Below are 19,409 nucleotides of genomic sequence, written 5' to 3' on the forward strand. Positions count from 1 at the left end.
TTTCATGGAACAGCGTACCCCGGATCAGCTGGTCGAATGGGCCTATGATCAGTTTCTTGAGCAGGCCGCCGATATGCTGGCCCCCGAACAAATAGTCGACATCACCCTGGAGTTTGAGCAGCGTGGCGCCGTGGAGGCGACTCTGCCCAATGCCGACTGGTCGACCGAGCTGGGTGAGCCGGTAGATATGGAGCGCTGGGTCGAAGTGTGGGTCGGTTTGCTGGATCATCAGGATGAGTTTGAGGTGATCTTCGCCACCTTCCTGCTGCCCCGTCTGCTGACCGAAAATCAAGTGCATGTGCGCTGGCATCGCCAGCAGCAGGCATAAAAAAGGCGCCATCGGCGCCTTTCTTGTTTCTATTTTCACTTAATTCAGTTTTCTGCTAATCCTGAGCCGCGATGGCCTTGGCCAGACAGCGGCGGCACCAGCAAGCGCTGGCCTCCTGCATCGGCATTGCCGGCAACTGGCTGCACCAGCACTGGGCGATGGTCTGACCGGCAGAGACGGCGCAATAGGCCGGTTCACCACAACCCGGACAGAAGTGGGTGCTTTTCGAGCCATTCAGCTCGGCCATCACCGCCAGTTGGGCCTTGCTCTCCATCGCCGACCAGTGGCCGATCTCGGTCAGGGTGCGGCCACAACCAAGGCAAAGCCCATCTTTCGCCTTGCAGAGGCCAACACAGGGGCTCGGCATCTTATTCGCTATCCACTGCCGAGTCAGTCTCTGTGACCACCAGAGTGATGGCGTTATCTTCGATGACGATCTTGCCCTGCTTGTAGAGACCGCCGATCGCCTTCTTGAAGGTGCCCTTACTCATGCTGAACAGCTTGTAGATGAGCTCGGGTTCGCTCTTGTCACCCACCGCCAGACTGCCGCCCTGCTTTTTCATCCGGCTCAGAATGCGTTCACCGGCGTCATCAACCCGCGCCAGACCCGGCTTTTGCAGGGTCAGATCGAGCTTGCCATCTTCGCGCACCTGCTTGACCCAGGCGGTTTGCGGCCGACCGGTCATCACCCGGCCAAACACTTCGTTCTTGAACAGCATGCCGGGATACTGACCGTTGACGATCACCTTGATGCCAAGGGGCGAGTGCTCCCCCGGCAGCGCGGTCACTTCGTCACCGACCTTGAAGTTGCTGCCGGCCGGGGTCAGGAAACGCTCGATGCGGCTGGTGCCGACCATGCGCCCTTCGTTATCCAGTTGCAGACGCACCAGATAAACGTGGCCCACCTGCATCGGCTTGTTCTGCTCGCGGCTGGGCACAAACAGATCCTTTTTCATGCCCCAGTCGAGGAAAGCACCAATCTTGTTGGCATTGACTACTTTCAGACCGGCAAATTCGTCCACCATGGCAAATGGCTTGTCAGTGGTGATCACCGGTTCGCAATCGGCATCCAGATAGAGGAAGACCTGCACGCTATCCCCCTCTTTCACCCCTTCCGGCAGTTGACGCTTGGGCAGCAGCAGTTCACCGTACTCATCGGCCGCAAGCCAGGCGCCACGGTCTTCGAGTTCAACAATGGTGAGGGTGTTCATCTTGCCAATCTGTATCATGGTGCTCTCTTTTCTCATTACCCGGATGGGCCAATTGATCATGGCCCCTATGGGCGCGCATGTTACCTCAAGAGCGGTGATCCGGCCTAGTCCCCAAGCCACCACTGGCCGCCCTTTCGCCCTTATCTTATCCGCCAATGGTGATTAAATCGCCAAACAGGCGGCCATTTGCTGCAAATAACCCCACTTTTAGGTAGACTTCGCGGCTGTTCAAATCCAGAGGAACTGTCGATGAACCCATCCACTCGTACCCGCCATCTTAATCAATGGATCCAGAGCCACAGCGATCAGGACATGACCTACCCGGCCCTGCACGGTTTTCTCTGTGCTCGTCTGGTGGGGCCGGAAAGCCCTGACTGGCAACGCCCGCTGGCTGGTCTGCTGGAACAGGATGCCGAGTTGGATGAAAAAAGCGCAGAAGCCCTCAACCACCTGATCGCCGAGCTGGAATCCCAAGCCGACGACGCCCAGCTGGCCCTGCCGAGCCAATGCCGCCTGCCCAGCGATAACCCCGAGCAGGTGTTCGAACAGAGCCACCCCCTCGGTCAATGGTGTTATGGCTTCAGCATGGGTTTTGCCACCTGGCCCAAGCCGAAGGATTTGAACGACCCGACCACCCAGTACCGCTTCAGTCTGGCCGCAGAGCTGAGCCTGTTTCGCGACAAGCAGATGGCCCAGATGCTCTATAGCGCAGCCGCCAGCGAACTCCCCTTTGTCGAGTTCTGCAAACGCCAGCGCCAGAATATGAAAACCGCCCTCAACCAGTTGCTCAACCTCGACCAGTATCAGGCCGCCCCCAGCGCTGATGTGGCCCTCAATGGCGAGCAGGCCCAACAGTGGCAGACCTGGTTCGAGCTGGCCGACAGCTGCCGCGATCATCAGGCCCGCCTCGGCTGGTTCGAGAAGATCATCGCCGATGCCACTCCGCTGTTTGATGAAGCCTTCTGGCAGCAAATCGCCGGCCACGGCTGGAGTGCCCCCGAGCTGCGTCCTCTGCTGGCCGCCAGAGCCGGCCGCGCCGACTGCCTGTTGCGCCTTGGCAAGCTGGGCGAGGCCAAAGCGGAGTATCTGGCGCTGCTGACAATCTGCATGGCCGATGAGCTGGGTTGCCGCTACAACCTCTCCACCCTCTATGCACTGCAAGGGGATTGGCAGGCGTTGGCCGCCCTGCTGGTGCGCTTCGATGAAGCCTCCAGCTGGTTGCTCTATAACAAGGCGCTGATGGTCTTTGCTACCGAGGGTGCCGAGGCAGCCAAGCCCCATCTGCTGGTCGCCATCGAGGCCAACCCGCACATTCCGGCCTGCCTGCTGGGTCAGCGCAAGCTGCCCAAACAGGAGCCACAAAGCTGGCAAGCGGGCAGCCGCGACGAGGCCGCGCTCTACGCCATCCACACTCGCGAAGCCTGGCTCAAGCAGAACGCCCTCATCTGGTTGCGTAAAGGCTGAACAGCGTTGGCTTAAAATCCAGTCGGTCAGACCCGGTTTTTCCTTGAGGGCGTGCGCCACCGCACATTTCATCGCAACCGGGTCAGACAAATCAGCTTGAGTTTCGTATCATCAATGTCAAAGTATCAAAAGAAACTGCATCTGATGCAGCCGTCACAGCAGGGTGTAATATGTCAAAAATCATAGCGTTACTCGCTCACTACCCGCCCTATCAGTTGGTACATGCCGCCGAGATGCTACGGGATACCTTCGAACAGTTTTATGAACAGCGTTACCAGCTGACCGTGCCGCAATGGCGCCTGATGATGGTGCTCGGCCCCAACTACCCCATCAGCCAGAAAGAGCTGGTCGAGGCGAGCGGCATGGACAAGGTGCGCATCTCCCGCGAGATCCGCCGTCTGGTCGAAAAAGGGATCATCTTTACCGAGAGCAGCGAGCAGGATAAACGCATCAGCCTGGTCTCCCTCACCAATGCCGGGCTCGCCCTCTTCCTGCAGCTCAAGAGTGAAGCGGGCAGCTGGCAACACACCCTGACCGACTATCTGCCTAGCGAATCCCGCGAGGCGATCCGCCAGCATCTGCACAGCGTCAGCGCCGCCATTGAGCAGCTGCAATCACTGGATCGGGAGAAGTAATCATGGACTTGAAGAAGTTCGCCACCATGGACATCAACATGCTGCTGAGCGTCGTCAATATGCAACTGCGTGATCGCTATGACGATCTGGATGATCTCTGCAAGGCGCAGGAGATCGATCAGGCAGCACTGGAAGCTCGCCTCGCCAGCGGCGATTTTCACTACCAGCCAGCGCAGAAACAGTTCAGATAAAGAGAGCTAGCGGGATCGGGATCACAGCGCCAGTGATGGCGCTGGCTCTGCGGTAAAAACCTGATATGGTCTGAAGAGCCCCAACAGGGTGATGCACGGATACATCACCCTGTCACAAGAGGGCATTAAAATCGTTTCAGGTGAGCAAACCAAGGATGACCCCATGCTATTGATGACCCGACAGAGCCTGTTGATCACGCTCTGTACCCTGTTGATGATCAGTCTCTTCACGCCCCACTTACCGCAAAGTACCGAACAGTGGCTGACTACCCTCTTGCTTGGCCTGCTGGTCGCGGTGGCATTGCTGCTGGTGCGTGGTTGTCGCCGCTTTATGATGGAGTAGTGACTCCGCCGGAACGTCTATACCGACAGATTGCCGCGATACTCTCGGTAGCAGCAACATCTGTCGCAATCACATCCAGCCAAAAAACAAACGCAGCCTGATGGCTGCGTTATTGTTTCTGGCTGGGCAACTCCTTGAAGAGATAACCCCTGACGGGATAGAGAGCCCTTATAGAAGAGAGCCCTTAGATAGCCAGAGCCTCAAGCTGCGCTTTGGCCGCTTCCATCCCCTTGCTCTGGGCATCCGGACCCATCCCCATCCCTTCGGCGTAGATGAAATCCACCTCTTTGATACCGATGAAACCGAGCACGGTACGCATGTAGGGAGTGACCAGATCGGTGGCGCTGCCGACGTGCATGCCGCCGCGGGGGCTGATCACCAACGCACGGGTATTTTCAACCATCCCCACCGGACCGGTCTCGGTGTAGCGGAAGGTGACGCCAGCACGAGCTACCAGATCGATCCAGTTTTTCAGCTGGGTCGGGATGTTGAAGTTGTACATGGGGGCCGCAATCACCACCAGATCGCTCGCTTTGAGTTCGGCGATCAGCTCGTCAGACTGGGCGATCACCGCCAGTTGACGCTCATTGAGGTTATCACCACCGCGCAGGCCGGAGGCCAGCTCGCCATCCAGCACCGGCAGGTTGAGGGCAGCCAAATCACGCACGGTGACAACATCATCCTGATGACCAGCCAGGAAGCCGTCGATCAGGGCGTTGGATTGGGAATATTGACCCAGGATGCTGGATTTGAGTACGAGGATATTGGCCATGGTGAAACTCCATTTGGTTGTCGGTTGAACAGCGTTGCTATCGATGGAGGTCACTCTAAACATTGTGCTTATTTGCTGATAGCGAAAATAGATGCTCAACTTGTTCAAAATTTTTGATGCAAGGCCACTTCCTCGCCAGCCAGCCCTGCGGCCGCGCTTCAACCCTTGGCAGAACAAACGATTGCCGTTATGATCCGCCGCACTTTTTTCCAGCGACCCGGATCCCATGATACCCTCGCGCAGGCACTCTCCTTTGGCCGGTGCAGTCTGGATGATGGTGGCAGGACTCTGCTTCGCCGCCGTCAACAGCCTGAGCCAGTATGTCAGCTTCAAGCTTGGCCTCCCCTCGACCCAAGTCGCTTTTCATCAATACCTGATCGCCCTGATCTGCCTGCTGCCCTGGCTGGTTCGCCATGGCCTGCGCCAATCCCTGATGACCAATCAGTTCCGGTTGCACCTGTTGCGGGTATTGTTGGCGGTGATCGGCATCCAGCTCTGGCTCTGGGCACTGGCGTACCCCGTCCCTATCTGGCAGGGGATCGCCCTGCTGATGACCTCGCCGCTGTTTGCCACCCTGGGCTCCGCGCTGCTGCTCAAGGAGCAGGTGAGCCGCACCCGCATTCTGGCCACCCTGGCGGGCTTTGCCGGCGCCATGCTGATCCTCGCCCCCTGGACTGACGAATTCAACTGGGCCTCCCTACTGCCGGTGGCGGCGGCGCTGTTCTGGGCCGGCTACTCCCTGATGGTGCGCTATCAGGCAGCCAACGAATCATCCCACACCATAGTGGTGTATCTGCTTATCTTCAGTACCCCGTTCAACGTCATGCTGGCACTGCCGGAGTGGCAGTGGCCCACCGAGCCACAATCGCTGCTGCTGGCGGCAGCGGGCATTCTGTCGGCACTCGCGCACATGTCCATCGCTCGCGCCTACAGCGTGGCGGAGGCCTCCTTCGTGCAGCCTTTCGATTTTGCCAAGCTGCCGATGAACGTGCTGGCAGGCTGGCTGGTATTTGGCTGGGCGCCCCCCGGCCGTCTGTGGCTTGGCGCCGCCATCATCATTGGCGCCATTACCTTGCTGACCCATCTGGAGCAGCGCGCTCACAAACCCGTTTCCTGAGGTACGCCATGCGTGCCTCTTTTTTTGTCCGCTATTCATGCGATAGCGATCATCAACAATGACCATCGACATCAGGAGAGATCGTATGTTTGGAACCGCAACCCGCCCCGGCGCCACCCGTGCCCTGCTGCTGGGCTCCGGCGAACTTGGCAAGGAGGTCGCCATCGAGTTGCAACGGTTCGGGATCGAAGTGATCGCCGCCGACCGCTATGCCAACGCCCCCGCCATGCAGGTGGCCCACGCAGCCCACGTGCTGGACATGCTCGATGGCAACGCCCTGCGTGCCCTGGTTGCCGAGGTTAAACCCGACCTCATCATCCCCGAGATTGAAGCGATTGCCACCGATACCCTGGCTGCCCTTGAGCAAGTGGGGGTCAAGGTAGTGCCCAACGCCCGCGCTACCCAGCTCACCATGAACCGGGAAGGGATCCGTCGCCTCGCCGCCGAGACCCTGGGTCTGCCCACCTCCCCCTACCGCTTTGCCCAGAGCAAGGAGGAGTTTGTCGCCGCCGTCGAGGCCATCGGCCTGCCCTGCGTGGTAAAACCTGTAATGAGCTCGTCCGGCAAGGGGCAGAGCGTACTGCGCGATCTCGCCAAGCTCGATGAGAGCTGGACCTACGCCCAGGAAGGCGGCCGCGCCGGTCGTGGCAAGGTGATCGTCGAGGGCTTCGTTCCCTTCGAGTACGAGATCACCCTGCTCACAGTACGCGCCGTCGATGGCATTCACTTCTGCGAGCCGATCGGCCACCGGCAGGAAGATGGCGACTACCGCGAATCCTGGCAGCCGCAGGTGATGAGCGAGCTGGCGCTGGCCCGATCCAAAGAGGTAGCGGCCAAGGTGGTCGAGGCCCTCGGCGGTTACGGCCTGTTCGGGGTCGAACTCTTCATCAAGGGTGACGAGGTGTGGTTCAGCGAAGTCTCCCCCCGTCCCCACGATACCGGCATGGTGACCCTGATCTCGCAGGATCTCTCCGAGTTCGCCCTGCATGTGCGCGCCATTCTGGGGCTGCCGGTCGGCACCATCACCCAGTACGGGCCGAGCGCCTCCGCCGTGGTACTGCGCGAAGGGCACAGCCAGAATATCCGCTATCAGGGGATTGGTGAGGCATTGGCGCTGGTGCCGGGCGCCCAGCTGCGGCTATTTGGCAAGCCGGAGATCGCCGGTCGCCGCCGTCTTGGCGTGGCGCTGGCCCGCGCAGCGGATTGCCAGGATGCGGTGGAAAAAGCTAAAGCCGTGGCCGCCAAGGTCGAAGTACTGTTCTAAAGGCTTTTTTGCCACAGCAAAACAAACGTTTGCCGATGTGATCGGGCGCAAGGGGCATGGCAATGCCCCTTTTGCATTTCCCCGTCAGGCTTATAATCCCCTCTTCAAATTTGTCAGGAGTACAAGATGTTAGCTGCCGTGATCTTCGATATGGATGGTGTTCTGATCGACTCGGAACCCTTTTGGCAACGGGCCCAGATCGCCGTTTTCTCCGAACTGGGTCACCCCCACACCGTCGAGGATTGTGAGTCGACCATCGGCGTGCGCATCGATCAGCTGGTTGCCCACTGGTATCGCCTGCGCCCGTGGAGCGGCCCAACTCAGGAAGAGGTGGTACAGCGCATTCTGGATCGGGTCAACGCCCTGATCCTCTCCGAAGGTCAGGCCAAAGCCGGTGTGCTGGAGGCGCTCGACCTTATCGAAGCCCGCGGCCTGAAAGTGGGTCTGGCCACCTCTTCCCCCTTTGCGATGGTAGAAGCGGTGCTCGGCAAACTCGGCATTCGCGATCGCTTTATGGCGGTGCACTCCGCTGAGGTGGAGCGTTTCGGCAAACCGCACCCGGATGTCTATATCCACGCCGCCGAGAAACTGGGGGTAGAGCCAGTTCATTGTCTGGCCATCGAAGACAGTTTTACCGGCCTGCTGGCGGCCAAGGCGGCCTCCATGACTGCGCTGATCGTGCCGGATCCCGCTTTAGTGGGTGATCCACGCTTGGCCATCGCCAACTACCAGCTCGGCTCGCTGGCCGAGCTGAATGCCGGCATGTTGGCCAGCTGGGTCAAGTAGCGCCTATCGGCGCCTTGCTGCGCTCGCGTTCTCATATCTGCAGGGGGCTCCAGCCCCCTGTGATTGCCAAACAACCGTTGGCAATTCCCCTCTTTTCACCCGTCAATCACAACCGGATTGTGCTTCTCGCACACGACCAGTCCAGCCGGTTTCACCTTGCCATCCCTCAGCCTTGATCTCTGTCATAAACGTGCGTTTGCTCGCGGTTAACCCCCTGCAGCCCGACTAGAATCAGGGTAGATAGGCGGCCCCAGGGCCCGAGGAGGTTATCATGATCGAGTACACCAGCAAGCGCATCGTCTGCCCCCACTGCGGTCACCATACCCGGGTCGAGCTGGATGCCAGCCAGGGTGATCAGGAGTTTTACGAAGATTGCATGGCCTGTTGCAATCCGATCCACCTGCGCCTCCACCGCGACGAAGCCCGCGACTGCTTGCAGTTGTTTGTGGATGCGGATGACGAGCAACTGTTTTGATTGCGAGTCACAAAAGGCCGAGCAGCTGTTTTGCCTGCAAGTCGCAAAGAGCTGAGCAGATGTTGTGACTGCGAGTCATAAAAAGTTGAGTGGATATTTTCACCATATAAATAACAAGGGCCTGCACACTGCAAGCCCTTGCTTATGAGGCGATTGACACCGAGCCGTTTCCTTTCAGTGACCCCCGCGCGCCGCCAGTACCCGCTCCACCGTATCGACGATGGCCTGAGTCTGGGGATCGATCTCGATATTGGTCTGCCAGCCAGCCTTGACCCAACCCAGGTTGGTGCGGGCCAGGGTCTCGGGGATCAGGTGGACGCAGAACTCGCGCTCGCGCACCTCACCGATGGTCAGGCTGATGCCATCGATGCCGATATACCCCTTGGTCAGCACATATTTCATCAGCTCGGGAGCGAGGCGATACCACACCTGACGGTTGTTGGGGGTGTCGATCACCGAGGTAACCTCTGCCATGCCGATGATATGGCCAGACATGGCATGACCGCCGATCTCGTCGCCAAAGCGGGCAGCACGCTCCACATTGACCTTGTCCCCCACCTTTAGCAGGCCGAGGTTGGTGAGACGCAGAGTCTCCTGCATCAGATCGAAGCTGACCAGATCCCCCTCAACCCGGGTGACGGTCAGGCAGCAACCGTTGTGAGCGACCGAGGCGCCGAGGGCCAGCCCTTCCCCCCACTCCCGGCTGGGCATGCGGATCACGTGGGTACGAAATGAAGCACTCTCTTCGATGGCGACCAGTTCGGCCACACCTTGCACAATTCCGGTAAACATCATCACCTCTTTGTTTCTGGTAACACGCTCTGTTTTTTATCGCGGCCTGTGGCCGCTTCTTTTACATAATCCGTTTTTTACACAATTCGTTTCGTACAAACTGTCACACCTGCTCCGCCGCCTCAGACCGCGCCAGCACACGAGCCCGGCGCTGGGAATGGATGACCACTATGCCAGCCAGCACGATGAGCAGACACCCCGCCATACTACTGAGGGTCGGCATTTCACCAAACATCAGATAGCCGCAGAGGGTAGAAAAAAAGATCTGGAAATAGAAGAAGGGCGCCAGAGTAGAGGCCTGCGCATATTGCATCGCCTTGATAAGGCAATATTGGGAGAGCAGGGTCACCACCGGTAGCGCCAGCAGATAGGGCAAGTCAGCAAGCCCAGGGTTGCGCCACAGTGCAGGCTGCCAGCAGAGTGCGACCATTGCCACCATCCCCAGCATGAAGCAGGTGACGATCAGGATATCGAGGGTGGTCAGACGTGGATCCACCAGCTTGGTGATGAGGTTGTAGCCGGTGTTGGCCAGTACAATGACCAGTGGCAGCAGATAGTAGAGGTTTGCGTCGCCCCCGTCAGGATGGGTCACCACCAGCACGCCAAACAACCCCAACAGCACGGCCGCCACCTTGGCCCGGGTCAGACGCTCCCTGAAAAAGATCACGCCCGCCACCACGAAAGCCAGCGAACCAAGCTGGCAAATGATGGTGTAGACGTTGAGCGGTACATGGGCCAGCGCAATCACCGAGACCAGCGCACAGACCAGAAACAGCAGCGAGCGCAACAATAGCCAGCGATCCACCGCCAGCAGAGCCGACATGGTGCGCCTTGGCAACAACAGCAGCAGACCGAGGAAAGGAACAAAGAAGCGAAACCAGACCATCTCCATCACGGAGTAGCCATGGAGTACCAGATATTTGTCTGCGCCATCCTTAAGCGTCAGGGCGAGAAGTGCAAACAGCGTCAGAAAGATCGCCAGTGAGTTGCGCGAAGAGAACAGCATCAAAGAGGCCGAAACAGGAAAAAGGGGGTAACCAAACTAACGGGCTTGCCGCAAATTACAACCGCGAGACTGACAAAATGGGAGCAAAACCGCTATATTTGCTCGCCTTTTTACTTTCAAGGAAGCAAATCATGATGGTTTATGAGTGCTGTGAAGCGATCCGTATCGCCTATAACCAGATTGGCTCCGGCGAGCAGGGCTATGTGCCGAAGGCCATCGCCGCCACCATCCGCGCCCTCAACGCGGTCGCCGCCGATGAGCGGGTACCCGCCGAACTGCGCGAACAGGCTGCCTATGCCGCTGCCAACCTGCTGATCAGCGATCACGAAGACGCCTGATCCTGCCCCTTGGGGTGGCAACTATTTCGTCCTGGTTGAATTTCAGGCTAGAATGCCTCCCCCACCCTTTGCACTTTCGTCCGAAAGTGCAAAGGCTCTTCCCGATTTCCGCTCTTTTTTACTCTTATCTGATCCACTCGGAGGTGTCAGTGCAACGTTATTGGTCCGAGGCGAAGCAGCTCGTCCGTCTAGCCAGCCCCATTCTGGTCGCCCAGGTGGCCCAGGTCGCCATGAACTTCGTCGATACCGTGATGGCGGGTCAGGTGAGTGCGGTCGATCTGGCTGCCGTGTCGGTGGCGTCCAGCTTCTGGCTACCGGTGATCCTGCTGGTGCAGGGGATCATCATGGCGCTCACCCCCATCGTCTCCCAGCTCAATGGCGCCCGTAAACGGGAGGCAATTCGTCCGGCCGTTCATCAGGGCTTCTGGTTGGCACTGATCGTCACCCCACTGGCGATGATCGCCCTCTATTACAGCCCGCTGGCGTTGCAGTTCATGGATGTGGAGCCGGTGATGGCCGCCAAGACCACTGGTTATCTGCACGCCATCCTGTGGGGCCTGCCCGCCTTCGTGCTGTTCCAGGTGCTGCGCAACTTCAGTGAGGGGCTCTCCCACACCATGCCCACCATGGTGATCGGCTTTGTCGGGCTGGCGGTCAATATTCCCGCCAACTACATCTTCATTCACGGCCACTTCGGCATGCCGAAACTGGGCGGGGTGGGTTGTGGCGTGGCCACGGCCATCGTGCTGTGGGCCATGCTGCTGGCGATGATCCTCTATGTGAAGCTCTCCCGTCACTTCACCGAGATCCGGCTCTTCTCCCAGCTGGCTCGCCCCAACGGTAGCCGGATCTGGCGCTTGTTCCGCTTGGGCTTCCCCATCGCCATGGCGATCTTCTGCGAGGTGACCCTGTTTACCGTGGTGGCCCTGATGCTGGCCCCCTTCGGTGCCGAGACGGTGGCGAGCCACCAGATTGCCCTCAACTTCTCCAGCCTGGTCTTTATGCTGCCCCTCTCCATCGGGGTGGGTGTCACCATCCGGGTCGGCCACAGTATCGGTGAAGGGCAGCCCCATCATGCCCGGGTAGCGGCTCGCACCGGCCTGCTGCTGGGGATGGGCATTGCTGCCCTCACTGCAGCGCTGACGGTGCTGCTGCGCGAGCAGATTGCCTCCATCTATACCGATGATCAGCAGGTGATTGCGCTGGCCGCCCTGCTGCTCTTCTTTGCCGCTGTCTACCAGATCTCCGACTCGGTGCAGGTGGTCGCGGCCGCCGCGCTGCGCGGTTACAAGGATACCCAGGCGATCTTCTACGTCACCATCGTCGCCTACTGGGGACTGGGGCTGCCGACCGGCATGATCCTGGGTCTCACCGACTGGGTGGTACCGCGGATGGGGCCGCAGGGCTTCTGGATTGGCTTTATCGTCGGCCTCACCAGTGCCGCGCTGATGCTGGGGGCTCGCCTGCGCCATATCTATGGCCGCTTCGCGACGCCGGAGGCGTGTACCACCCTGTCGCGGGCCCAGTAAAAGCGGCAACTCGCCTGCAAAATCAACAGGCTGCGCAAGAACTGGGCAAACAGTCTCCTTTGTGCGTATGGCCTGTTGACAGCCTTGGGGGGCATGGGTAGTATGCCGACCACGCCAGCAATGCTGGCGTAGCGAAGTGGGTTTATAGCTCAGTTGGTTAGAGCACTACCTTGACATGGTAGGGGTCGTTGGTTCGAATCCAATTAAACCCACCACTTTTCTGTGATGCGTCCTTAGCTCAGCTGGTTAGAGCACCACCTTGACATGGTGGGGGTCGGTGGTTCGAATCCACTAGGACGCACCATTACAGAACACTGATTATGCGTCCTTAGCTCAGCTGGTTAGAGCATCACCTTGACATGGTGGGGGTCGGTGGTTCGAATCCACTAGGACGCACCATTCAGTTTGAAAGAAATGCAGATGTGGGTTTATAGCTCAGTTGGTTAGAGCACTACCTTGACATGGTAGGGGTCGTTGGTTCGAATCCAATTAAACCCACCACTTCTGCATAAAGAAATAAAAGTCGCATTGCGCACCCTGCGTCCTTAGCTCAGCTGGTTAGAGCATCACCTTGACATGGTGGGGGTCGGTGGTTCGAATCCACTAGGACGCACCAGATTAAAAAAGCCCGCTCATCGAGCGGGCTTTTTGCATTCTGTCCGCCCCCCCCCTTCCCCGCCAATCTGTTCATCACCGACCGGGCAATGGCGCAGAACCTTGTTCCCATAAAAAACCCGTGCCATCCGATGAACGACACGGGCCGGATAGATGCCGCCAGCGCCTCAGCTCTGCACGGCAATCTCGTACTTCTTTATCTTGCGATAGAGGGTAGCAATCCCAATCCCCAGCGCCTGTGCGGCCAGTTTCTTGTTGCCGAGCCGCAGCAGGGTCTCTTCTATCATCTGTTTTTCCATGCTCTCAAGGCCGCTCTCACCCGGGACGGATTCTGGCAGCTTCTCCGGCGTGGCGGCGAGCGGAGCTGTGGCAGGCACATTGAACGACGCATCCAGATTGGTCACCGGGATCGACTGGGCCGCCACGCGATGGGGCTCCTGATTGCGGATGATGTTGGGGGGCAGCAGGCTGGCGTCAATCACCTCGCCCGCCTGGCTGACGTTGACCAGATATTCGATGAGGTTGCTTAGCTCGCGCACGTTGCCCGGCCAGCGATACCCCTTGAGCAGCGCCATCACCTCGGGCGCCAGACCGGGATAGACGATACCGATACGGCTGGTGTGGAGGTTGAGGAAGTAGTGGGTCAGCAGCTCCACGTCCCCTTCCCGCTCCCGCAGTGGCGGCAGGTTGAGGGGGATGACGTTGATGCGGTAGTAGAGATCCTCGCGAAACTTCCCTTCGGCGATGTATTGATCGAGATGCTGGTGAGTGGCGGCGATGATGCGAATATCCACCGGCACCGGTCGGCTGGCCCCGATGGGGGTCACCTCCCGCAGCTCCAGCACCCGCAGCAGCTTGGCCTGCATGGTGAGCGGCATGTCGCCAATCTCGTCAAGGAACAGGGTGCCCTGATGGGCTGCCTGAATCAGGCCCTGCTTGCCACCGCTGGAAGCGCCGGTAAAGGAGCCCTTCACATAGCCAAACAGCTCGCTCTCCAGCAGTTGTTCGGGAATGGCGGCACAGTTGATGGCAATAAAAGGCTTGTCCTGACGGGGACTCAGGCGATGGACAGCGCGGGCCACCACCTCTTTACCGGTGCCGCTCTCGCCACAAATCAGCACGCTGGAGGGGCTCTGGGCGATGCGGTGCAGCAGTCGCTTGAGGGTGCGCATCGGCTTGCTCTCGCCGATCAGCTGATCGATCCGCACATCCGGATCCGGCTCCTGAACCTGACCGGAGTGGGACTGGTGAAACGCCATCAGAAAGAGCTGCTGGCCCTGCACATGATGTAGCTGGCCGATGATCAGCTCCTGACGACCTTCAAAGGTGATGATGTGCTGAAGATGACCACTCAGCCCCTGCTGGGAGAAGGTGAGCGGGCGGATCCCCACTTCGCGCCCCTGCAGCTGTTCCTGCTGGCAACCCAGATGATGGAGCGCCGCCTCGTTGGCGTAGAGCAGTTGACTCTTGTCATCGAGCAGCAGGCAGCCCTGATCCATGTTGGTCATCAGATTGAGGAACACCTTGTTGACCCCGTCCGACAGCCCGCGCGAATCGAGCAACTTGGCCACAAAGATGGTGGAGATGTGGCGCACATAGTCGCACACATCCTGCAGATTGTTGTTGAGGCGCGCCTGCTGCTCGTCGCTGAAAGCCACCAAACTGATCACCCCGATGCAGCGCTCGTCCACCATGATGGGCACCCCGAGGAACGCGCGCTCACGGCAGCTCTCCTTGCAGGTACAACCGTCACACACGGGATCATCACTGGTGTGGGTAACGATCTTCTCCCGCTGGTTATCAATCACATAGCGCAGCAGGCGGGAGTCGCCCTCCAGCTGACGTCCGAAGAACTTGCCATAGGGCCCGGTGCCAGCCACCCGAACCATATCGGCATCCACAATTTCGACCTCAAGCTGCAGCACACTCGCCAGCATCTTGGCAAAGCGCAAGATGGTCGGCTGGATCTGCATCAACAGACGCTGGTTGCTCACGGATCTCATCCATCATTCCTTTTTGTTCTTGTTATCCTCCCCCGAAAGGGAGTCATGCTGGCCAGATACTAAGGGATATCAGGGGGAACTACTTCGGGGGGGATCACGAAAAGGGAAAATGATCCGTATCTTCCGTGACTTCAGAGGCACAGATAAAATTCAATAAAAACATGAAGATGAAAACACATGCAGCAAGATAAACCACTCGGGACAGCCAAGCCTGCTGATCTGCGGAATCCATCGACAAATCATGCTGAAGGTGGGGAAAACAGCCACTGAAATGGCATCTGGCTCACGCGCCGCGTACCTGTTTCAAGACTTGGCACTCATGGTCGAAATCCGCTTTATCTTGCGGCTGAATGTAACTTTGCCAGCGGGCAAACAGCTCGGCCGTTGGATAACGATGCAGACGAATACCGGTGCGATAGAGTTTGGGAAAGAGTGGGTCTGGCTGGGATCTCACGACCAGACCGCGCAGTTTCTCGCCAGAGGGAATGGCAATCACCAGCTCATCCCCCTCTTTCAACCGTATGGCCCCCAGAATACCGATGCCGCCGATGGCTATGTCGCGCACTACCACATAGGGCACCGGGTTGAGCAACTCCAAAAACCAGTTGCGACGGCTGCATTCTGCCTTGTAACCACCGCCACTGAGGATAAAACGGCGGTGTCTGCGCCAGTCATAACCGGTAGGCAATGCCGGGTCATAGCGCGATTTTGCCTGCCCCACAGGATCAGATTGCTCACTTGTGCCCATCCGGTTTCCCTCACTGGCATTGGTTAAACAGTGTCAGTCAGCTCTTTTTCATACTATAGCTGTCGCCGTTAGCCCTGGGGCTCAGGGCCGGATACGGGGACGACAGATGTATCACGGAGGCAATGATTTGGTACGAACCGTTTCCACGAGAAGAGCCGCAGCGATGCAATCTGACTTAGCCAGGCAGATGAAGTGCCAGCCAGACCGCCAGCGGGCTCACCAACACGGAGAGGGCATTGCCGCCGAGCACGATACTGGCCACCTTGTCAGGCTGGCAGTGATACTGCTCGCAGAGCATGTAATTCAACACCGCAGGGGGCAAGGAAACCGACAACATCAACAGCGGGATCCACTCCGTCTTAAGGGGCAACAGCCAGATCGCCAGCAGCAGCGACAATCCCCCCGCCAGCAGATAGAGCAGGTTGCACTTGAGCGCGAGGTGTAGCCCACCGCCGAAAATGAAAAAGACTTGCGGGGAAAATGAAAAGCTATCGGCCCAGTAGTTTATCAAACTTGGTGACACCGGAATCACTGAGTTTGATAACCCCGTTAAACCGGCATTAAACCTCTATCTCATAGGTCGGTAAATCCGGCGCCTCTCCTGCAAGCTCCCCTCCCCTGTAAAACGCCTTCTTGCCAATGGCTACCCCAGTGCCCCGCACTGTGACTGTCCCACCCGCTAACGCGCTGAGAGTCGTGGTCGTGGTACCTACTGCGGTCACTGTACCAACCAGCAAGGGATCAGCGCCGGGCACCAGCTCCAGGAATCGCTTAAACAGGTTCATACAAATCGCTCCACACTCAGTTGCTGGCGCACCGTCATGGCCCTGTTCTGCAGCGCAGCAGAGACCCTGACGCCACGGTTGTAGCCCTTCCAACCGTCCACGGCGAGCAATGCGCCCGGCAGGATCAAGCCGGTATCAGCAGACAACGGCAGCTCGATGGTCTGGGTACGCTTGGGCATGGTCTTGGCCAGCCCTACCACACCTTGTGCACGGGCGGCCGTCACATCACACACCAACGGGTGGGTGATGGTCGGCGCTTGTTGCTCGCCAGCCGTTCCCTGGCGCACAACCCGCGCACTGATGCCCTGGTGGCCACCGCTGACCCAGATCCCGTCGGCGGCATGACCCAGCTGGAAGTCACTGCCCAGGGTGGTAATGATGGCTCGGGGGATCGCCACATCGGCCTCTGCTGTATCGAGCTGCCACGGCACGGTGGGATAACGTGGTTTGATGACCAGATGGCGGTTGCGATGGTGTGGCAGCACAAAACCACCAGCCGCATCAGCAAGGTACCTGACCACCTCGATCGGGGTCTGGTTATCCAGGCTAAAGAACCCGGCAGGTACCAACCAGTCAGCCGCTTGCCAATCCAGCGTCCAACCCACCGGCAATACGGCCGCAGCCAGCTGGGCCATGGTCGCAGCAGCAGGCTCACTCACCGCCTGCGCCAATACATGGGTCGGTGAGAGATAAGCGGTACGCGAGCGGCCGGTCAGCGTTGCCGACTCGCGGCCAAAGCTCTGGCTCGATTGCCAACCATCGCACACGCAGTCCCATTGCTGACCGTTGATATGAATGCTGACCTCTTCCTCATCGGTCAACGCAGCCGCCGCGATACGGGGGATTTGAGCACTGAACTGCCATGCCCAGGAGTCGGTATCAAGCTCGATACTCACCGCAGTGGCCGCGCAGTGGCCGGGATATCGAGCCCATCGCGTACCCGCACGATCTTTGCTGTATTGCTCACCAGATAAACCCTCCGGGTTGGAATGACGATTGCCGCATCACTGCCCTGCCAGACGAACTCCAGCTCTGCCGTGTCGCGCTTGCGACCGAACGCCAGCCGCAGCACCCGCTTATCGGGGCGGATCGGTGGTTTGGGTGGTTCTGGCGGCGGCGTCTTGCCCCTGGATGGCCACATGGCCTCATCCCAACCATCACGCCAGCCCTCTATCAGCGGCTTGCCGTGGTGCCAGACTTGGGCGGCCACCCCTTTACCGATGGGGATGCCCTCTTGCCACTGGTCAGCCTGCCAAGCCTTGTCAAAGCGCGGCGGGTTGGTGAACCCAACTAGGCGCCAGCCGCTGACGGGCGCCGCCTCAACCCACAGGGACTGATTCGCCACATGGCCAGCGGCCAGGCTGTCATAGTCCTGGCGGTTCTGCTGGCTGACTGGCAGCCCCTCGGCACAGCGCTGTTGATTGGCCATAAACGTCTGGGGCATCTGCTCGCCCAACTCAACCACCTGCTGCTGATGCGCGGCGGCCTGCTGCCACAGGGAGCGGCTGGTTGCCCGTTCGGTACCTGCCTTCTGCCATTCGCTACTGAGGTGCTGGGAATGGCTATCTGCCCGCTCCCACTCATCCCCCATTGCACTGGCAGGGCCCCGGAATACGTTCTGGTCATACTGCCCGGCGAGCACAGGCTGCGGGGCGCGGGATGTGCTCGCCATGGTGCATTCAATGACGAACGCGCCGACCAACTCCCCCCGGCCATGGGTTTGGCTGGCAAGCACCGCATCAAGTACCACAGAGCCGTCCAGCATCGCGCTGGAGCGATGCGGGGCGCCATCCAATACCGATGACAGCACCAGACCCGGTGACGCACTCAGGCGTGGCGGCAAGTTGGTACTATTCAGGATGCCGACCAGGCGCACCACGTCGGACTGGTTCAGCTCCAGCTGGCCATTGATGCTGCGAGCCTTACGCAGCGCTAGGCTGGCATCCTTTCTGGCCATATGGCCCCCGGTTACGGTTCAGTGATGGTGGCGGTATTAATGCGGATCAGCGCACCGGCAAAAAACTCCGCTGCGGGCAGCTCCAGATCGGCGCCACTGCCCGGCACCCCGACATCGAGATCCGCCACAAAGGCTCCATCCCGGTCAACAATACGTCCCCAGGTGGGGGCGCCGCTGCCAGTGGACATCTGTTCGGCAAGGGGTTTCAGGGTCAGCACCCCACCAGCGATCGTCTTGGCGCAAGGGTGGCTAAACGTCAGCACCACCAGAGCAAGCTGGTCAGTCGTGGCCGCCCCCGGAGGCGGTTTGGTGCCGGTGTAGATGGTCAGCTTGGCACTCGCCCCGCTGCCTGCATCAATGGCCGTGGCCAATAGCTGGGCGCGACTGGTGCGCAGCCCTTCGGCATAGGAGATCATGGTTATTTCCTCTTGATCGGGGCAAGCTGGGGGAATGATGCAGGTGCCACCCCACCACCAGGCGGATAGGGTTTTGGCGCCTGATAGTCGGCAGCCACCGCGTTGTAGTCGGCGGGGCCATATGCCGGGTCATCCTGGGCGACCACCATATAACGGCGATTCAGCCACAGCAGATCGAACCGATAGACCCCATCCGATGCGCGGCTGTAGGTCTCGCCAACCAATTCGCCATCTTGGGTGAAGCAAAGTACCCGGTGCCGCGCCAGGCCACATCTTGCGGCTGGCATTGGCTGCTGGTGTAGTGTAGTGGTCTAATCATCTCGGGCACCATTTTAGGTGGTACAGTCGCCACCATGACCTGAGGTGTTCAATGACAAGATTACGTCGCTCATTTACTGCCGAATTCAAACTCGAAGCCGCATCCCTGGTGCTCGACCAGGGATATTCTGTCCCTGAAGCCAGCCGTTCACTGGATGTCGGTGAAACCGTACTTCGCCGCTGGGTTCAGCAACTGCAATCCGAACGCTGTGGTACAACCCCCATCGGAAAAGCACTGACTCCGGAGCAGCAAAAAATTCAGGAGCTGGAAGCCCGCATCAACCGGCTCGAACGTGAGAAGGACATTCTAAAAAAG

24 protein-coding genes, 5 tRNA genes and 1 pseudogene are annotated in these 19,409 nt (G+C 59.2%); 17 read left to right on the forward strand and 13 right to left on the reverse strand.

Annotated elements, in window-relative coordinates; translation table 11 throughout:
• The first annotated feature begins 4 nt into the window (after positions 1–4).
• Positions 5–328 carry an HI1450 family dsDNA-mimic protein gene (locus AB5Y83_RS13500; protein WP_167556508.1) on the forward strand — a complete coding sequence of 108 codons (324 nt, stop codon included), beginning with the start codon at positions 5–7 and terminating at the stop codon, positions 326–328.
• A gap of 55 nt (positions 329–383) precedes the next feature.
• Here AB5Y83_RS13500 and AB5Y83_RS13505 read toward each other — a convergent pair whose 3' ends face one another.
• On the reverse strand, positions 384–695 hold the full coding sequence (locus AB5Y83_RS13505) for a DUF1289 domain-containing protein (protein ID WP_368175329.1): 312 nt from the start codon (positions 693–695) through the stop codon (positions 384–386).
• A 1-nt stretch (position 696) separates the two neighbouring features.
• Positions 697–1,557: a S1 RNA-binding domain-containing protein gene (locus tag AB5Y83_RS13510; RefSeq protein ID WP_368175330.1), complete on the reverse strand. Its 861-nt coding sequence runs from the start codon at positions 1,555–1,557 to the stop codon at positions 697–699.
• Between the two features lie 231 nt (positions 1,558–1,788).
• Between AB5Y83_RS13510 and AB5Y83_RS13515 the strand changes: the two genes are divergently transcribed.
• From AB5Y83_RS13515 to AB5Y83_RS13530, 4 genes are all read left to right on the forward strand, one after another.
• Entirely contained in the window at positions 1,789–3,003 is a 1,215-nt protein-coding gene (locus AB5Y83_RS13515) for a UPF0149 family protein (RefSeq protein ID WP_167556510.1), read from the forward strand.
• 170 nt (positions 3,004–3,173) lie between these two features.
• Positions 3,174–3,638 carry a MarR family winged helix-turn-helix transcriptional regulator gene (locus tag AB5Y83_RS13520; RefSeq protein WP_005336856.1) on the forward strand — a complete coding sequence of 155 codons (465 nt, stop codon included), beginning with the start codon at positions 3,174–3,176 and terminating at the stop codon, positions 3,636–3,638.
• A gap of 2 nt (positions 3,639–3,640) precedes the next feature.
• On the forward strand, positions 3,641–3,829 hold the full coding sequence (locus AB5Y83_RS13525) for a DUF4250 domain-containing protein (RefSeq protein WP_019445848.1): 189 nt from the start codon (positions 3,641–3,643) through the stop codon (positions 3,827–3,829).
• 163 nt (positions 3,830–3,992) lie between these two features.
• Positions 3,993–4,172: a hypothetical protein gene (locus tag AB5Y83_RS13530; protein ID WP_236316973.1), complete on the forward strand. Its 180-nt coding sequence runs from the start codon at positions 3,993–3,995 to the stop codon at positions 4,170–4,172.
• A 184-nt stretch (positions 4,173–4,356) separates the two neighbouring features.
• On the opposite strand, the gene AB5Y83_RS13535 is transcribed toward AB5Y83_RS13530, so the two are convergent.
• Positions 4,357–4,944, reverse strand: coding sequence for an FMN-dependent NADH-azoreductase (locus tag AB5Y83_RS13535; RefSeq protein ID WP_279487588.1), 588 nt, complete (start codon positions 4,942–4,944; stop codon positions 4,357–4,359).
• Between the two features lie 274 nt (positions 4,945–5,218).
• Here AB5Y83_RS13535 and AB5Y83_RS13540 point away from each other — a divergent pair, with 274 nt between their 5' ends.
• The 4 genes from AB5Y83_RS13540 to AB5Y83_RS13555 all read left to right on the forward strand — a co-directional run bounded on the left by AB5Y83_RS13540 (position 5,219) and on the right by AB5Y83_RS13555 (position 8,586).
• The gene (locus AB5Y83_RS13540; RefSeq protein WP_368175337.1) at positions 5,219–6,061 is read left to right on the forward strand and encodes a DMT family transporter; all 843 of its coding nucleotides are present in this window, start codon (positions 5,219–5,221) and stop codon (positions 6,059–6,061) included.
• 85 nt (positions 6,062–6,146) lie between these two features.
• Complete coding sequence (gene purT, locus AB5Y83_RS13545) at positions 6,147–7,325, forward strand: formate-dependent phosphoribosylglycinamide formyltransferase (RefSeq protein WP_368175331.1); 1,179 nt, start codon at positions 6,147–6,149, stop codon at positions 7,323–7,325.
• A 126-nt stretch (positions 7,326–7,451) separates the two neighbouring features.
• On the forward strand, positions 7,452–8,111 hold the full coding sequence (hxpB, locus tag AB5Y83_RS13550; protein WP_368175332.1) for a hexitol phosphatase HxpB: 660 nt from the start codon (positions 7,452–7,454) through the stop codon (positions 8,109–8,111).
• 271 nt (positions 8,112–8,382) lie between these two features.
• Positions 8,383–8,586 (forward strand): CPXCG motif-containing cysteine-rich protein, encoded by a 204-nt coding sequence (locus AB5Y83_RS13555; RefSeq protein WP_005336871.1) that lies wholly within the window; start codon positions 8,383–8,385, stop codon positions 8,584–8,586.
• Positions 8,587–8,760: 174 nt separating this feature from the next.
• Here AB5Y83_RS13555 and AB5Y83_RS13560 read toward each other — a convergent pair whose 3' ends face one another.
• Both AB5Y83_RS13560 and AB5Y83_RS13565 read right to left on the reverse strand, forming a co-directional pair.
• Entirely contained in the window at positions 8,761–9,378 is a 618-nt protein-coding gene (locus AB5Y83_RS13560; RefSeq protein ID WP_157162334.1) for a riboflavin synthase subunit alpha, read from the reverse strand.
• A 103-nt stretch (positions 9,379–9,481) separates the two neighbouring features.
• Positions 9,482–10,384 carry a DMT family transporter gene (locus tag AB5Y83_RS13565; protein ID WP_157160711.1) on the reverse strand — a complete coding sequence of 301 codons (903 nt, stop codon included), beginning with the start codon at positions 10,382–10,384 and terminating at the stop codon, positions 9,482–9,484.
• A gap of 131 nt (positions 10,385–10,515) precedes the next feature.
• Here AB5Y83_RS13565 and AB5Y83_RS13570 point away from each other — a divergent pair, with 131 nt between their 5' ends.
• From AB5Y83_RS13570 to AB5Y83_RS13600, 7 genes are all read left to right on the forward strand, one after another.
• Positions 10,516–10,722, forward strand: a complete 207-nt coding sequence (locus AB5Y83_RS13570) for a YaeP family protein (RefSeq protein WP_005352334.1) — start codon at positions 10,516–10,518, stop codon at positions 10,720–10,722.
• Between the two features lie 149 nt (positions 10,723–10,871).
• Complete coding sequence (locus tag AB5Y83_RS13575) at positions 10,872–12,251, forward strand: MATE family efflux transporter (protein WP_021229988.1); 1,380 nt, start codon at positions 10,872–10,874, stop codon at positions 12,249–12,251.
• A 138-nt stretch (positions 12,252–12,389) separates the two neighbouring features.
• Positions 12,390–12,466 (forward strand) — tRNA-Val (locus AB5Y83_RS13580).
• Between the two features lie 12 nt (positions 12,467–12,478).
• A tRNA-Val gene (locus tag AB5Y83_RS13585) sits at positions 12,479–12,555 on the forward strand.
• Positions 12,556–12,573: 18 nt separating this feature from the next.
• Positions 12,574–12,650: transfer RNA gene (locus AB5Y83_RS13590), tRNA-Val, on the forward strand.
• A 25-nt stretch (positions 12,651–12,675) separates the two neighbouring features.
• Positions 12,676–12,752: transfer RNA gene (locus AB5Y83_RS13595), tRNA-Val, on the forward strand.
• A 38-nt stretch (positions 12,753–12,790) separates the two neighbouring features.
• Positions 12,791–12,867 (forward strand) — tRNA-Val (locus tag AB5Y83_RS13600).
• Positions 12,868–13,033: 166 nt separating this feature from the next.
• Here AB5Y83_RS13600 and AB5Y83_RS13605 read toward each other — a convergent pair.
• The 8 genes and pseudogenes from AB5Y83_RS13605 to AB5Y83_RS13640 form a co-directional block, all read right to left on the reverse strand.
• Positions 13,034–14,869, reverse strand: a complete 1,836-nt coding sequence (locus tag AB5Y83_RS13605; RefSeq protein WP_021229452.1) for a sigma 54-interacting transcriptional regulator — start codon at positions 14,867–14,869, stop codon at positions 13,034–13,036.
• Positions 14,870–15,152: 283 nt separating this feature from the next.
• Positions 15,153–15,617 (reverse strand): hypothetical protein, encoded by a 465-nt coding sequence (locus AB5Y83_RS13610; RefSeq protein ID WP_021229454.1) that lies wholly within the window; start codon positions 15,615–15,617, stop codon positions 15,153–15,155.
• Between the two features lie 175 nt (positions 15,618–15,792).
• Positions 15,793–16,056, reverse strand: a pseudogene (locus tag AB5Y83_RS13615) (AEC family transporter); the annotation flags it as partial.
• A 121-nt stretch (positions 16,057–16,177) separates the two neighbouring features.
• On the reverse strand, positions 16,178–16,402 hold the full coding sequence (locus AB5Y83_RS13620; RefSeq protein WP_021229456.1) for a hypothetical protein: 225 nt from the start codon (positions 16,400–16,402) through the stop codon (positions 16,178–16,180).
• Entirely contained in the window at positions 16,399–17,298 is a 900-nt protein-coding gene (locus AB5Y83_RS13625; protein WP_368175333.1) for a hypothetical protein, read from the reverse strand. Before AB5Y83_RS13625 ends, AB5Y83_RS13620 begins: the two co-directional genes overlap by 4 nt.
• On the reverse strand, positions 17,295–18,359 hold the full coding sequence (locus AB5Y83_RS13630; RefSeq protein WP_368175334.1) for a hypothetical protein: 1,065 nt from the start codon (positions 18,357–18,359) through the stop codon (positions 17,295–17,297). Before AB5Y83_RS13630 ends, AB5Y83_RS13625 begins: the two co-directional genes overlap by 4 nt.
• An 11-nt stretch (positions 18,360–18,370) precedes the next feature.
• Complete coding sequence (locus tag AB5Y83_RS13635) at positions 18,371–18,775, reverse strand: hypothetical protein (RefSeq protein WP_021229458.1); 405 nt, start codon at positions 18,773–18,775, stop codon at positions 18,371–18,373.
• 2 nt (positions 18,776–18,777) lie between these two features.
• Positions 18,778–19,062 (reverse strand): hypothetical protein, encoded by a 285-nt coding sequence (locus AB5Y83_RS13640; protein ID WP_236398335.1) that lies wholly within the window; start codon positions 19,060–19,062, stop codon positions 18,778–18,780.
• 83 nt (positions 19,063–19,145) lie between these two features.
• Here AB5Y83_RS13640 and AB5Y83_RS13645 point away from each other — a divergent pair.
• Positions 19,146–19,409, forward strand: a 264-nt coding sequence (locus AB5Y83_RS13645) for a transposase (RefSeq protein WP_368175335.1), incomplete at its 3' end; no start/stop codon positions are given.

The sequence above is a fragment of the Aeromonas sp. R5-4 genome (assembly GCF_040908215.1).
GTDB lineage: Bacteria > Pseudomonadota > Gammaproteobacteria > Enterobacterales > Aeromonadaceae > Aeromonas > Aeromonas veronii.

What these genes read in the sequence shown, in the direction of transcription:
- AB5Y83_RS13500 (WP_167556508.1), top strand. Translation starts at nt 5, where the DNA reads ATGGAACAGCGTACCCCGGATCAGCTGGTCGAATGGGCCTATGATCAG.
- AB5Y83_RS13540 (WP_368175337.1), top strand. Translation starts at nt 5,219, where the DNA reads ATGGTGGCAGGACTCTGCTTCGCCGCCGTCAACAGCCTGAGCCAGTAT.
- AB5Y83_RS13505 (WP_368175329.1), bottom strand. Translation starts at nt 695, where the DNA reads ATGCCGAGCCCCTGTGTTGGCCTCTGCAAGGCGAAAGATGGGCTTTGC.
- AB5Y83_RS13565 (WP_157160711.1), bottom strand. Translation starts at nt 10,384, where the DNA reads ATGCTGTTCTCTTCGCGCAACTCACTGGCGATCTTTCTGACGCTGTTT.
- AB5Y83_RS13535 (WP_279487588.1), bottom strand. Translation starts at nt 4,944, where the DNA reads ATGGCCAATATCCTCGTACTCAAATCCAGCATCCTGGGTCAATATTCC.
- AB5Y83_RS13620 (WP_021229456.1), bottom strand. Translation starts at nt 16,402, where the DNA reads ATGAACCTGTTTAAGCGATTCCTGGAGCTGGTGCCCGGCGCTGATCCC.
- AB5Y83_RS13555 (WP_005336871.1), top strand. Translation starts at nt 8,383, where the DNA reads ATGATCGAGTACACCAGCAAGCGCATCGTCTGCCCCCACTGCGGTCAC.
- AB5Y83_RS13520 (WP_005336856.1), top strand. Translation starts at nt 3,174, where the DNA reads ATGTCAAAAATCATAGCGTTACTCGCTCACTACCCGCCCTATCAGTTG.
- hxpB (WP_368175332.1), top strand. Translation starts at nt 7,452, where the DNA reads ATGTTAGCTGCCGTGATCTTCGATATGGATGGTGTTCTGATCGACTCG.
- AB5Y83_RS13605 (WP_021229452.1), bottom strand. Translation starts at nt 14,869, where the DNA reads ATGAGATCCGTGAGCAACCAGCGTCTGTTGATGCAGATCCAGCCGACC.
- AB5Y83_RS13640 (WP_236398335.1), bottom strand. Translation starts at nt 19,062, where the DNA reads ATGCCAGCCGCAAGATGTGGCCTGGCGCGGCACCGGGTACTTTGCTTC.
- AB5Y83_RS13630 (WP_368175334.1), bottom strand. Translation starts at nt 18,359, where the DNA reads ATGGCCAGAAAGGATGCCAGCCTAGCGCTGCGTAAGGCTCGCAGCATC.
- AB5Y83_RS13570 (WP_005352334.1), top strand. Translation starts at nt 10,516, where the DNA reads ATGATGGTTTATGAGTGCTGTGAAGCGATCCGTATCGCCTATAACCAG.
- AB5Y83_RS13560 (WP_157162334.1), bottom strand. Translation starts at nt 9,378, where the DNA reads ATGTTTACCGGAATTGTGCAAGGTGTGGCCGAACTGGTCGCCATCGAA.
- AB5Y83_RS13610 (WP_021229454.1), bottom strand. Translation starts at nt 15,617, where the DNA reads ATGGGCACAAGTGAGCAATCTGATCCTGTGGGGCAGGCAAAATCGCGC.
- AB5Y83_RS13635 (WP_021229458.1), bottom strand. Translation starts at nt 18,775, where the DNA reads ATGATCTCCTATGCCGAAGGGCTGCGCACCAGTCGCGCCCAGCTATTG.
- AB5Y83_RS13525 (WP_019445848.1), top strand. Translation starts at nt 3,641, where the DNA reads ATGGACTTGAAGAAGTTCGCCACCATGGACATCAACATGCTGCTGAGC.
- AB5Y83_RS13510 (WP_368175330.1), bottom strand. Translation starts at nt 1,557, where the DNA reads ATGATACAGATTGGCAAGATGAACACCCTCACCATTGTTGAACTCGAA.
- purT (WP_368175331.1), top strand. Translation starts at nt 6,147, where the DNA reads ATGTTTGGAACCGCAACCCGCCCCGGCGCCACCCGTGCCCTGCTGCTG.
- AB5Y83_RS13515 (WP_167556510.1), top strand. Translation starts at nt 1,789, where the DNA reads ATGAACCCATCCACTCGTACCCGCCATCTTAATCAATGGATCCAGAGC.
- AB5Y83_RS13530 (WP_236316973.1), top strand. Translation starts at nt 3,993, where the DNA reads ATGCTATTGATGACCCGACAGAGCCTGTTGATCACGCTCTGTACCCTG.